Annotated in this window: 9 protein-coding genes and 1 pseudogene; 3 read left to right on the top strand and 7 right to left on the bottom strand. The window is 60.3% G+C overall.

The annotated features are described in order from the left end of the window. Window positions 1-37: 37 nt before the first annotated feature. The 4 genes from EAH74_RS10920 to EAH74_RS10905 form a co-directional block, all read right to left on the bottom strand. Window positions 38-1,363 carry a hypothetical protein gene (locus EAH74_RS10920; RefSeq protein ID WP_193560127.1) on the bottom strand — a complete coding sequence of 442 codons (1,326 nt, stop codon included), beginning with the start codon at window positions 1,361-1,363 and terminating at the stop codon, window positions 38-40. Between the two features lie 90 nt (window positions 1,364-1,453). Next, the gene (locus EAH74_RS10915) at window positions 1,454-2,803 is read right to left on the bottom strand and encodes an aminotransferase class III-fold pyridoxal phosphate-dependent enzyme (protein ID WP_140678225.1); all 1,350 of its coding nucleotides are present in this window, start codon (window positions 2,801-2,803) and stop codon (window positions 1,454-1,456) included. Between the two features lie 11 nt (window positions 2,804-2,814). Continuing rightward, window positions 2,815-4,236, bottom strand: coding sequence for an aldehyde dehydrogenase family protein (locus tag EAH74_RS10910; protein ID WP_140678223.1), 1,422 nt, complete (start codon window positions 4,234-4,236; stop codon window positions 2,815-2,817). Between the two features lie 89 nt (window positions 4,237-4,325). After that, window positions 4,326-5,774: an APC family permease gene (locus tag EAH74_RS10905; RefSeq protein ID WP_140678221.1), complete on the bottom strand. Its 1,449-nt coding sequence runs from the start codon at window positions 5,772-5,774 to the stop codon at window positions 4,326-4,328. Between the two features lie 265 nt (window positions 5,775-6,039). Here EAH74_RS10905 and EAH74_RS33835 point away from each other — a divergent pair. The 3 genes and pseudogenes from EAH74_RS33835 to EAH74_RS10895 form a co-directional block, all read left to right on the top strand. Continuing rightward, window positions 6,040-7,311 (top strand): annotated as a pseudogene (locus EAH74_RS33835) (HAMP domain-containing protein); the annotation flags it as partial. A 102-nt stretch (window positions 7,312-7,413) separates the two neighbouring features. Continuing rightward, window positions 7,414-8,169: a methyl-accepting chemotaxis protein gene (locus EAH74_RS33830; protein ID WP_430539780.1), complete on the top strand. Its 756-nt coding sequence runs from the start codon at window positions 7,414-7,416 to the stop codon at window positions 8,167-8,169. A gap of 87 nt (window positions 8,170-8,256) precedes the next feature. After that, window positions 8,257-9,765 carry an MFS transporter gene (locus tag EAH74_RS10895; RefSeq protein WP_140678217.1) on the top strand — a complete coding sequence of 503 codons (1,509 nt, stop codon included), beginning with the start codon at window positions 8,257-8,259 and terminating at the stop codon, window positions 9,763-9,765. Window positions 9,766-9,804: 39 nt separating this feature from the next. Here EAH74_RS10895 and EAH74_RS10890 read toward each other — a convergent pair whose 3' ends face one another. The 3 genes from EAH74_RS10890 to EAH74_RS10880 form a co-directional block, all read right to left on the bottom strand. Beyond that, window positions 9,805-11,253, bottom strand: coding sequence for an APC family permease (locus EAH74_RS10890; RefSeq protein WP_140678215.1), 1,449 nt, complete (start codon window positions 11,251-11,253; stop codon window positions 9,805-9,807). 189 nt (window positions 11,254-11,442) lie between these two features. Next, a complete protein-coding gene (locus EAH74_RS10885) occupies window positions 11,443-12,183 on the bottom strand; it encodes an IclR family transcriptional regulator (RefSeq protein ID WP_018927846.1) in 741 nt (246 codons plus the stop codon). Between the two features lie 60 nt (window positions 12,184-12,243). Continuing rightward, window positions 12,244-13,218 (bottom strand): helix-turn-helix domain-containing protein, encoded by a 975-nt coding sequence (locus EAH74_RS10880; protein WP_026286553.1) that lies wholly within the window; start codon window positions 13,216-13,218, stop codon window positions 12,244-12,246. Window positions 13,219-13,408: the final 190 nt, after the last annotated feature.

Below are 13,408 nucleotides of genomic sequence, written 5' to 3'. Positions count from 1 at the left end.
CCGCCGGTCCCTTGCCGTGGACGCGGCGGATGTGCGGTCAGAACGGAACAGCCACCGACAATTGGCTGTACACGTTGGTGCCATTGCCGCCGACTTGATTGCCACCAGTGGTTGAGTCCTGATCGGGTTTGTAGAGGCCAATCAGCGGGGTAATGATCAAGTGCGGGTTGACTGCCCATTCGGCGTAGATATCCAGCTCACGGGCATTGAGGTTCAGCGCATTACTTTTACGCACCGTGTCGAAATCGAAGTACAGCGCGCCCAAGGTCAGGTTTTCCAGCGGCGTTGCCTTCAGTCCGACGTGCTGAATGCTGGTATTGCTGTTGAACGGCCCGGCGTAGTTGCCGGCGACTTCGCCCTGAAACCAAGTGCCGTAGCCCATGCTCAAGCCAGTGAACAGCGGATCCCATTTCTGTGAATAGCGGGTATAGCGATAGGTCACCTTCGGCGCCCAGGCGGTATCGGCGAAGGTGTAGCCCGCTTCGCCGTACCAGGCTTTCTCCGGCCCGGCGTCCTTGTCCTGCCAGGCGTATTCGAACGCCAGGCTGACGTTCTTGATGCCCGCATCGCCTTCACCGCGAACGCTGTAGACGTTCATGCCTTTGCGCTGGCGCTGAAAGTCGCTGGCCCATTGATCGCTCACGTCGATGCCGTGTACCCAGGTCAACCCGATCGTACCCGGCTGGGTGGTGTAATCCAGCGTGCCGGCGGCCAGTTCGGTTTCGGCCTGGACGCGGTTATCAGACTTGAGCCACACCAGGCTGCCGTGCAGGCCATCTTGTCCACCCAGGCGCAAAAGCGCGGTTTGATCGAACGCATGCCGTGCAGCCAGGTAGTAAGCGCCCCCACGGTTCATCTTGCCATCGGCCGGGCCCTTGCCCAGGTTCAGACCGTCATCGTTGATCAGGAACCCTCGGCCCAGCTTGACCACCTGGCGCCCGCCGGAAATATCGACCCCGTCCTTGCCCAACGCAGGGAACAGGTCGCCGGAGCGCCAGCCCAGGTAGGCGTCTTCGATCTTTGTTGTGCGCTCGGTCCCCAGAGAATTGCCGCCTGGGTCGCCGTCGCCCCAGGTGGCGGAGCTGACCAGGGCGAACGCCCCATACGCGGTGCCATTGCCTGCCAGGGACTGGTCGCCACTCAAGCCGTATTTGATAAAGCCTTCGCGCCAGGTAGATCCCCCGGGCGTGCCGTCGTAGTTCTTGCGACTGTTGAACTGGCCGAACACGGCGGTCATGTCTGCGTTGAGGTGCCGGCTCTGATCACTGTACAACTCATAGGCCTGGGCCTGATTGATGGCGCATAGCACCAATGTGCACACAAGCGTGCTACCAAACACGGGATGATGTGATGGATTGCGCATGGCTCAAGCTCCTTGTGGTGCGCCTTTAAAAGGCTGTCTTAGGTATTGGCGAGAAATCGGTGCGGCAGCGCGGCACCGATTTCGCGGGGGCTAGCAGCAGGTGGCAAGCGCCGCTTCGAGCGCAGAAACGATCAGGCCAGCTTCGTCGGACGTCAGGGTCAACGGCGGCGAGAGGATGATCTTGTTGCCTATCGGACGCACCAGCACGCCCGCACGCCGCACTTCGTCAGCGATCCGCAACGGCTGGCCGCCTGCGGGGTTGAGCGGTTGGCGCGTGGTTTTGTCGGCGACCAGGTCCAAGGCAATCATCAAGCCCTTGCCGCGCACTTCGCCCACGACGTCATAACGCTCGGTCAACGGTGCGAGTTGCTTCAGCAATTGCGCGCCGACCCTGGCGGCGTTGCCCGGCAGATCCTCGGCTTCGACGATATCGAGTACCGCCAGGGCGGCCGCACACGCAGTCGGGTGACCGCTGTAGGTGTAGCCATGCATGATCACGCTGCTGAAACCCGGGCCGCTCTCGATCCCATCGACGATGCGTTGGTTGAACAGCGTGGCACCCAGCGGGATATAACCGGCAGTGATGCCTTTGGCCAGGCACAGGATGTCCGGCGCGACGCCCCAGCCGCGACTGCCAAGCATGCAACCTGTGCGGCCGAAGCCGGTAACCACTTCGTCGGCGATCAACAGAATGCCGTGGCGATCACACACCTCACGCAGGCGCGGCCAGTAATCGGCTGGCGGTACGATCACCCCGCCTGCGCCTTGCACCGGCTCGGCGATCAATGCCGCAATGGTCTGCGCACCCAGCAATGCGATCTGATCCTCCAACTGACGAATACAGTGCGCGGTCAGCGCTTCGGGATCACGGCAATCCCAGGGATTGCGATACAACCAGGGCGTGTCGAGCAAATGGCAGCCGGCCAACAGTTGGCCGTGGTTGTAGTGGTAAACGCCATTGCCTCCCACCGATGTGCCGCCCATGTGCACACCGTGATAACCGTTACGCAGCGACAGGAAACGCGTACGCCCCGGATCGCCGCTGGCGATCCAGTATTGACGCGCCATTTTCAGCGCGGTTTCCACCGCATCGGAGCCGCCGGAACTGAACAGCACCCGTGTCATGCGCTCCTGGGCAAACATGGCGGTCAACCGTTCGGCCAGATCAAATACCCGAGGGTGGGCAATGCCGTCGAAGGTCTGGTAATACGCCAGCTCGTCCAGCTGCGCGGCGATTGCAGCCTTGACGCTCGCGCGGTTGTGCCCAATGTTGACGTTCCACAGCCCGCCCACACCATCGAGCATGCGATGGCCGTCGATGTCGGTGATGTAGTTGCCGTCACCACGGGCGATGATCAACGTTTTTGAGCGTTGCGCCGGAGCGCTGGAACTCATGGGGTGCCAGAATTTCTTCTCGGCGGTCTTGTATTTTTCGTACATGCTCAAGCTCCTTATTCGGTATCACGTTTGCGGACAAACAGCAGTTGCTGGCCAGTGAACTCCAGCAGCCCCTCAAGGCCGAACTCGACGCCAAACCCGGACATCTTGCTGCCGCCAAACGGCGTGTTCGGCTGGATCTGCGCGTGACAGTTGACCCAGGCAACGCCGCTTTCCAGGCGGCTGGCCAGTGCCTGGGCCTGCTCGACATCCGGCCCCCAGACCGATCCGCCCAGCCCCAAGTCACCGGCATTGGCGCGCCGCAGCACATCCTCGACATCCTGGTACGCGATCAAGGGCAACACAGGACCGAACTGTTCCTCGTCGACCAGACGCTGGCCATCTGTCACGTCCGCGACCAGGGTGGGTGGATAAAAGAAGCCGGGGCGATCCAGACGCGCGCCGCCGCACAGCACGCGCGCGCCTTGAGCCCGTGCGTCGGCGACTAGCGCGTCGACATGTTCCAATTGCTCAAGGTTTTGCACCGGGCCAAAGGTGACGCCAGCTTCCAGGCCATCGCCCACCACTTGGCGCGCCGCAATTAGGGTCAGCGCATCAGCAAAGGCCTGGTACTGCGATTCGTGGATATACAGGCGCTTGAGGGCCGCGCAGGTCTGGCCCATGTTGAGAAACGCCGCCTGGAAAATCTCCTCGACCACCGCCTCAATCGGCGTACCTGGCAGAACGATTGCCGCGTCGTTACCGCCCAGCTCCAGGGTCAGGCGCTTGAGGTTGTTGGCGGCGCCGCGCATGACGCTTTGTCCGGTGGCGGTCGAGCCGGTGAACACAATTTTCTGAATGCCAGAGTGCGAAGTGATTGCACTACCGAAACCTTGCTCGCCCGTCAGGCAATTGATCACGCCGTGAGGCACATGGCGGCCGATGATCTCCGCCAGGCGCAAGGTGCTCAGCGGGGTCAGGCTCGACGGTTTGCTGATCACGCAGTTACCGGCTCGCAGCGCCGGCATGATGTGCCACACAGCGATCATGAACGGCCAGTTCCACGGTGTAATCGACGCCACCACACCCAAAGGCTTGCGATGCAACTCGATCCGCTGAGTGGGGGTTTCTTCCACCAACTCCACGGCAATCTCCTGACCGGCCGCATAGCGGGTCCAGGCGGCGGAACCCATGACTTCTGAAAATGCCAGTTCCAGCGGTTTGCCTTGTTCCAGCACAATCAGCCGGGCCAGTGACTCGGCCTCCCGCTCGATATCCGCCGCGACCGCTAACAGGCGCTCGCAACGGTCTGCGTGGGTGCTGTGCCGCCAGCTTTTGAATGCAGTCTGTGCAGCGTCGACCGCCAGGTCGAGTTGCGCCAGCGAGCCGGCGGGGCATTGGGCGAATGCAGCACCGGTGGCCGGGTTGATCACGTCAAACTGGCCCTTATCACCGGCAACCTGAACACCATTGATGAGCATTTTGTAGTTGTGCATTTGAAACCTTCCTTTCACACACTGACGGGCCATGCCGAGCAACGACAGGCCGGTATTGTCTGGTTAGTCGAGCCGTAACGAGTGCGGCCTTAAAGCTTGTGGCTGCCCAAGGCGAGAAACCGTTGCGGGGCGATCTTTCGCAATCTCGCGGCGAGCATGACGCCGATGATCAGGGCTACGGGAATGATGGCGCAGAGTCCGTAGGACAGCAGCTGACTGGCCCCGGTCAGCACGTCGAAATGCACCACCGCCAATACCAGCACGAGCACTAATGTCAGGGAGGAGAAAACAGGCAGGATGCGCCCGCGCCAAATCCCGACGTTAAGCTCGGGATGACGCTGAAAGTAGACGCAGACCGCTACCGACGTCAGCGCCATCAGTAAAATCACGCAGAGGGTGGCGAGGTTGGAGAACCAGGCGAACAGTTGCAGGATCGGGTCCGCATCCAATGCAGCGAAAATCAGTACCACCACTGCGGCAATCAGGCTCTGCAACACCGAGCCCATATGGGGGCTCTGATGCACGCGGTGAGTGGTGCCCAACAGACTGTGCAACAGGCCGTCACGGCCGATCGCGTAAAAATAACGCGCCGCGGCGTTATGAAACGCCAGCAGGCCGGCATAGATACTGACCATGAACAGCACCCGGATAATCTGAGTCAGATACGGGCCGACAAAGTGGTCGGACATGCCGTAGATAAACGTCGTCGGGTCCTGCAAGGCCTGCAGCATCGGCACGATTTTGTCCGCGCCCACGCCCACCACCATCGACCACACCGACAGCGCGTAGAACCCTCCGATCAGCAGCACCGAACTGTAGGTGGCAATCGGAATGGTACGTTTAGGGTTTATGGCTTCTTCACCGTAAATGGTGGTGGCCTCGAAGCCGATGAATGCCGCGAAGCAAAACAGCAGGCCGATGGACGGGGTACCGCCGAGCACATGGGTACGGTCGAATGCATCAAGGTTGATGCCGCTGTCGCCGCCGGATTTGAGGATGGCAAAATCCAGGATCAGGATCGCCAGGTACTCGGCGATCACCACCACCGACAGCACCCGCGCCGACAGGTCGATCTTGCGATAGCCCAGAATCGCAATGCTCGCCATCGCCATCAGCGAGTAGGACCACCACGGCAACACCAGGCCGAAGACACTTTCCATGGTGCCACTGACGACCCCACCGAACATGCCATACAACCCGACCTGAAGAATGTTATAGGCAAACATCGCCAACACCCCGGCCGCCCCGCCTGCCAGGCCACCCAAACCACGGGAGGTGAACGCATAAAAACCGCCGGCATTGGTCAGGTGCCGGGACATGGTGGTGTAACCCACCGAGAACGCCAGCAACACCAGCAACGCCAGGATCAGCAATGCCGGTGTGCCGGCGCCATTGCCCAGCATGATGCCAATCGGGAAGCCACCGGCGATCACACTTAAAGGGCTCGCCGCCGACACCACGAAGAAGATGATGAACCCGACGCCCAGGGCGCCACGCTTGAGCTCCGTGGAGCTGTTGATCGAGATAGGTACACTCATGTTGTTGACCTTATTGTATGAGGCAGTCGCTGTTGGGGTGGCCCGATCGAATTCCATCGGCACCGATTAGCGTTTTGTTTTAGTTGCGCGCTGAATTCGATCCTATGCCCGCCCCTGAACCGCTCGCTATCCCAAATCGGTAGCATCCGAGGCGCCGCCCCAAAACAGGTCGATGCGGCACCGGCAATCCGGCAGTCCTTGCCGATTCGGGATAACTGCTCGGCCGCTCCCTCCCACATGCTAGCGTCACCCGCTCTATACCCAGATGCCCGCACCGATAATAAAAGCGAGAGTCTGGTCCTCAGCCCATCGCAGCCAAAGCCCTCTGCAGGAAGCCTCAGTCATGCGTTTAGCTCATCTCACTATCCAATGGCGGATCACACTTCTGAGCGGACTGTGCCTGCTGGCTGTCGTTGGCGCGCTGGTAGGCGCCTCGGTGTACCAGAACCAACAAAGTGCAAAATTGCTGAAGGAGCAGAGCAGTCACCTGCTCGGGCAAGCCGCTGTGGAGCGTTTGCAAGCCCAGGCCGTTGCCCATGGCCAACACGTCGAACGCTTTTTCAACGAAACGGCGCTGTATGGCGAAGGGTTCGCGCAACAGGTTCTGCAACTGCGCGATCAAACGCTCAATGGACGCCTCACGGCTGCGCAATTGCGCGAAGCGCTGATCAGCGTGACCCGTCAGACACTTCTCAAACGCGAAAAAGTGCTCGGTCTGTACGTCATACTTCTGCCTGACGCGTTGGCGAGTGCAGACGCCAATTTCGTCGGGCAACGTGCACTGGCGAGCAACGAAAAAGGCCGCTTTGCGCTGTATTGGTCACAGAGCCAGCCGGGACAACTGGTCCAGGATGTGCTCACCGAGGCGCAAATCTTCACCGACACTGCGCCACCCGGCAGCGAACCGACAAACGTCTGGTACACCTGCCCTCAAGCTCAAAGGCGCACTTGCGTGGTGGAGCCCTACACCAGTGAGGTGGAAGGCCAGAAAGTCCTGATGAGCAGCGTTTCTATCCCTCTGATCGCCAACGGCAAGATCCTCGGCGTGGTCGGCATGGACATTGGCCTCGACACTCTGCAAAAGCTGGCTGCCGACCTCGGCCAGGACCTGTATCAGGGCAACAGCGAAGTCGCCATTGTGTCGCCCACCGGCCAGGTGGCAGGACGCAGCGGCGAAGTCTCCGGGTCCACCCTCGATATACGCCAGGCTCTGCAAACCGTGCCAGGCAATCCACTCTGGCAACTGGAGATCAAGGTTCCCCAAGACCTGGTGCAGGCTTCCGCTCGGCAAATGCAAAGCGAACTGGACGACAAAAGCCACCAGGCCAACTGGCTCAACCTTTGCCTGGGGGTACTGGCCAGCTGCCTCGGCATGCTGCTGATCTGGCTGGCCGCCTACGGGGTGACACGCCCACTGCTGAAGGTGGCGGGTCTGCTTGATGCCATCGTCGATGGCGATGGTGACCTCACCCAACGCCTGCCCGCCGGGCGGCGCGACGAATTGGGCCAATTGGCCAATGGGTTCAACCGTTTTCTGGACAAGTTGCAGCCGATTATTCGCGACATTCAAACCGCCTCCCTGGATACCCGCAACAGCGCCAATACCTCCTCGGGGATTGCCCGGGAAGTCAGCGCAGGGATGCAACGCCAGTACCGCGAAGTGGAGCTGGCCGCGACCGCGCTGCACGAAATGAGTGCCAGTGCCCAGGAAGTAGCGCGCCACTCCCACGGTGCCGCCGACGCAGCGACAGCCGCCGAAAGCGCGAGCCGATCAGGTCAAGCGGTGTTCTCCATCGCCGAGAGCAGCATCGAAAGCCTCGATCAGCGACTGGACACCACCCTTAAGCAAGTGCATGCCCTCGCCAATAGCAGCACCCAGATCGGCCAGGTGCTGGACGTCATCAGCACCATCGCGCAACAGACCAACTTGCTGGCGTTGAATGCGGCCATCGAAGCGGCCAGAGCGGGCGAACAGGGGCGCGGCTTCGCGGTGGTGGCCGATGAAGTCAGGCACCTGGCCAGCAACACCCAGAGCTCGGTCGAACAAGTCCGCACGGTGATAGAGATGCTGCAGCAGTTGAGCCAGGAAGTGGTTCACAGTACCCAGTTGAGCCGCGAGCAAGCCGGCAACAGCGTGATCCAGGTGCAACAGACCCGTGCGGCGTTGGAGAATATTTCCCAGGCCGTGGATGTGATCGAACAGATGAATCAGCAGATCGCCAGCGCAGCCCTGGAGCAAAGCACGGTCATGGAAGATATCAGCCATCGGGTCAGTGACATTCGCAGTATCAGCGAAACACTGACCAAACGGATGAGCGATGCCTCAACGGCCAGTGACTCACTCCATGAAATGGCCAACCATCAACAGCAGCTTGTAGGCCATTTTCGCGTGTAAAGGAGCACGACAGGCTACCTGCCGGTGCTGACGTCTTGACTGAGTTACAGTTGCCGGCTTTCGACCATCGTTCATCGAGCACCACCCATGATTCCCCCGCGACGCTGGCTGATCCTGGCCATTATTTCCAGCGCATTGCTGCTGATCGTCATTGATATGACGGTGTTGTACACCGCACTGCCGACACTGACCCGTGAGCTCGATGCCTCGGCCTCGCAAAAGCTCTGGATCATCAACATCTATGCATTGATCGCTGCCGGTCTGCTGTTGGGCATGGGCACACTCGGTGATCGCCTCGGGCACAAACGCCTGTTTATCGGCGGACTGAGCGTGTTTGGCCTGTTCTCGCTGATCGCGGCCTTCTCGCCATCGGCCAGCGTATTGATCGGTGCCCGCGGCTTTCTGGCTGTCGGCGCGGCGATGATGATGCCGGCTACGCTGGCCATCGTCCGGGTAACGTTCGCCGACCCGCGCGAGCAGGCCATGGCATTCGGCATCTGGGCATCGGTTGCTTCAGGGGGCGCTGCGTTCGGCCCGGTGGTGGGCGGCCTGCTGCTGGAGCATTTCTGGTGGGGCTCGGTGTTTCTGATCAACGTGCCTATTGTGGTGGTGGCGTTGGTCCTCGGCGCCGTGTTGATCCCGAATCACCCGGGGGTTGCCAAAAAACGATGGGACTGGCTGGGTTCGCTGCAGGTCATGATAGGGCTGATCAGCCTGGCATATGCCGTCAAGGAACTCGGTAAACGGGCGCCCTCCTTCGACAGCATGCTGGTGGCGGTCGTGCTGGGTGTGCTATTCCTGACGCTGTTCATTCGACGCCAACGTCGTGCCGCACAGCCGATGCTCGATCTGGCGCTGTTCACTGCACCGGGCTTCAGAAATGCCGTCATTTCAGCAGTCGTGTCGGCCGCTGCGTTGATCGGCATGGAACTGGTGTTCAGCCAGCGCCTGCAACTGGTGCTCGGCATGTCGCCGCTGGAGGCGGCATTGTTTATCCTTCCTCTCCCACTGGGTTCCTTCGTCGCAGGGCCGCTTGCCGGTTACTACCTGCCGCGCCTGGGAAACCGGCGGATGCTGTTCTGGACGTTGCTGCTGTCGTCAGCCGCGATGCTGAGCTATCTCTTGCTGTACAACGCTGCGGTTTACCTGCAAGTCGCCAGCCTTGCCCTATTGGGCTTGACGATTGGCGCTGCACTGACCGTTTCGTCAAGCACCATCATGCTCAGCGTGCCCGCCGATAAAGCCGGCATGGCCGCCTCCATCGAAGAAGTGTCCTTTGAACTGGGCGGTGCTGTGGGTGTGACGCTGGCGGGCAGTCTGTTGTCGGCGATTTATGCGTATTCGGCGGGCGTGATGATTCCGCCATGGCTGACCCTAAACCCCGCGACATTCGAGAGTCTCGACGACGCGCTGGTCGTCGCCGAGACGTTGTCACCCGAAGGCCGCGTGATGCTAAGCGCACTCGCCCGTGCGGCGTTCGATACAGGCTTTGTTGCCGTGCTGGCAGCGTCGGCAGTCCTGCTGTTGATCGCATCGCTGCTGGTCAAGTTGAGCAGTCAGGCGCAGCCGCGCGAGGTCGCAGACCATCCTTGGTAAGCAAGGCGCAGATTTGGTTGAACGGTTCTGCGTGGGGCCTTAAAGCTTGTGGCTACCCAATGCCTGGTACCGCTCCGGCGACGCCTTGCGAAGTCGAGCCGCCAGGAACACGCCACCTAGCAGGGCCGCGGGAATGATGGCGCAGAGACTGTATGACAAGGCCAGGCTGGCGCCCGTTAGTACATCGAAATGCACCACCGCGAGTACCAGGACCGCCAACAGGGCAACACAAGAGAAACCGGGGAAAATCCGCCCACGCCAGATCCCCACCTTGAGTTCGGGGTGACGCCGGAAAAAGAAGATTACCGCTGCGGAAGTGAGCGCCATCAACAAAATCACGCACAGCGTGGCCAAGTTGGACAGCCAGGCAAACAGCTGCAGGATCGGATCGGCATCCATGGCGGCGAAAATCAGTACCACCACCGCCGAGATAAGGCTCTGCAACGCCGATCCCATATGAGGACTCTGGTGCACGCGATGGGTAGTACCCAAGCGGTGCGGCAACAGGCCGTCACGCCCAATCGCGTAGAAGTAACGGGCCGCGGCGTTATGAAACGCCAGCAGGCCGGCATAGATACTGACCATGAACAGCACCCGGATAATCTGAGTCAGATAGGGGCCGACAAAGTGGTCGGACATGCTGTAGATAAACGTCGTCGGGTCCTGCAAGGCCTGCAGAATCGGCACGATTTTGTCCGCACCCACGCCCACCACCATCGACCATACCGACAGTGCGTAGAAACCACCGATCAGCAACACCGAGCAGTAGGTGGCAATCGGGATAGTACGCTGCGGGTTCTTGGCCTCTTCGCCGTAAATAGTCGTCGCCTCGAAGCCGATAAATGCCGCGAAGCAGAACAGCAAGCCGATTGACGGTGTGCCGCTGAACACATGACTGCGATCAAACGCATCAAGGTTGATGCCGCTGTCGCCGCCGGATTTGAGGATGGAAAAATCCAGGATCAGGATCGCCAGGTACTCGGCGATCACCATCACCGACAGTAGCCGCGCCGACAGGTCGATCTTGCGATACCCCAGAATCGCAATGCTCGCCATCGCCATCAGTGAGTAAGACCACCACGGCAGCACCAGTCCGAACATGCTTTCCATGGTGCCACTGACCACCCCGCCGAACATGCCATACAACCCGACCTGAAGAATGTTATAGGCAAACATCGCCAACACCCCGGCCGCTCCGCCTGCCAGGCCACCCAAACCACGGGAGGTGAACGCATAAAAACCGCCGGCATTGGTCAGGTGCCGGGACATGGTGGTGTAACCCACCGAGAACGCGAGCAGCACCAGCAACGCCAGGATCAGCAACGCCGGCGTGCCGGCGCCATTGCCCAGCATGATGCCAATCGGGAAGCCACCGGCGATGACACTTAACGGGCTCGCCGCCGATACCACGAAAAAGATGATGAAACCAACACCCAAGGCACCACGCTTCAACTCCGTCGAACTGTTGATCGGGATAGATACGCTCATGTTCTTGACCTTATTGTATGAGGCAGTCGCTGTAGGATCGGTGCAGCAAGCCGTTCACCGTCACCGATATAGCTTGTCGTTTTTGTCGCACGCTGGATTCGATCCTATGCCTCACCATAAACGCCCCGGTATCCCAAATCGGTAACCTGTTACGCCATCACCTGAACAACGCCATCCGCCACTCTGACCTCACTGCGAAGCGAGACGCGCCGTCAGTTCCGACGCCGCGCCGGTCACCAGGTCGCACAGATAGCCTTGCTGAAACGCACCGAACCGCTCACTGCGCCCCACCAGGGTCATGCTCCCGAGGACGCGCTGCTTTTCGTCGAAGATCGGCGCCGCGACGCCACTGCGCCCCGGGTGCAGCTCGCTTTCGCTGATGCAGTAGCCCTGTTTGCGGATGGCAAGCAGGCTCTTGATGAACGGCTTCCACTCCAGCCCCAGATGCTGCAATTCGGATGGGTTCACGTGCGCGTCGTAAACACGTCGGATTTGGCGCGGTAGCAGATAAGCCAGTACGACCCGGGAGGTCGCGCTGTGGAAAAGATCGATCGACCGCCCCCTGCCGCTACCGACCGGTCCAGCATCGGAGCCACGATGGATCAGCACGTTGACCACTGAGTCGCCATGCCACTCGCTGACCAGCGCGTCCAGGCCGGTGTCGACGACCAGGTTGTCGACCAGGTCCCGGCTGCATGCCAACAGCGGATCGTAGTTCGTCATCAGATGCTCCAGCGTGACGATTCGCGGGCCGAGCGCGTAACCGCGCGGCAATCGCTTCAAAAAGCCCGCGTCGCCGAGTTCGCGCAGATAACGATAGGCGGTGGCGGACGTGTAGCCGAGCTCCCGGCAAATGATGTCCACATCGATGACCGGTTGTTCCGGACGGAACAGGTCGAAGACCATGAGCAGACGGCGCAGGCTATTCATCTTTCTCTACATCCTTGTGAAGCCAACGGTCACCCCACACTGCTTTCAGCGGGCGGGTGTTCAGGCATGAGCGCAACCGGTGATGGCAGCGCGGGGGGTATGGGACGGCAACTCTGCGAACAGCTCCTGGTACTCCGCCGCAAAATGGCTGAGGTGAAAGAAGCCCCATTGGGCAGCGGCATCGCCGATCGAGAGATGCGACGCGCGTGTGGACATCAAGGTCCGGCGTACACCGTTGAGCCTCACAGAGCGCAAGTAATTCAGCGGCGTCGTCTCGGCAACCGAGCGAAAGCTGTTCTGCACGGTACGCCGACTGACCTGGAGTCGCTGGCACAACTCGATCACGCTGGGCACGTCGATCATCTCCGCGGTCGCCAGACGGTGGCATTTCTCGACAATGAAGCTGCGCGTGGAGCTTGCGGAGCGTTGTTGCTTGTCGCAAGCCGGGTCGGTCATGAGTTGCAGCAACTCGCCGAGCATCGCCTGTTCCAGCGCCAGCTCCCGCTCCCGATCTCGCGTGCTGTCGAGTTCTTCGTACACCAGGGCCTGGGAGAACATCGCCAGCAATCGGCGACGAGCGTCTGCAAAGCGCGGCGTGGAAACCCTGATCACCGGCTGACGCAGCAACAGGCTGACCTCCTTCGCCGAAGCCGTTTGCGCCAACGCCTGCTCGAACAATTCACGTTCAAAGGTGATCGACAGCAGCTCCATGCCCATCGGCATATGGAACATGAACTCCTCGCCACCGTGAAGAAAGAACAGGCTGCTATCGTCCGCCTCCCGTCCCTGCATCCGAATCGAACCCGGGGTGGTGATCGGCACGGCAAAGCACATCTTGCCTCGGGGAGCCACGCCGTGCTGCACGACACGCTGGTTGATCTGCTCGAGAAAGACGTGGACACCCGCCGTCGACAACTGCATCAGCGAACTCTCAGTCGAGCCTGCCGTTAGCTGACTGTAGTCCTGGTTCCACTCCTGGACGGTAGCCGCATGGACATGGACGTCTCTGAAATGGCTGATAGTCTGATTTTTCATGATGTCGAAAGCCTCTGCCAATATTCTTGTTTTTAGATCGCCTTCCTATGCGATATTCGCACATAGTGAGAATTATGCACAATTATTTATGAAATTCTAAATTCACTGGAAGGTGCGCTCAGGGCGGTCCATCCATGTGCCAATTCGGGCTACCGGCCACAGACTTGTCGCGGAGATGATCAGCACACTT

Origin of the sequence: Pseudomonas mandelii (assembly GCF_006438925.1) — a bacterium.
GTDB lineage: Bacteria > Pseudomonadota > Gammaproteobacteria > Pseudomonadales > Pseudomonadaceae > Aquipseudomonas > Aquipseudomonas mandelii_C.
Note: the sequence above shows the minus strand (reverse complement) of the source record. Positions and strands in the feature narration are given on the sequence as shown.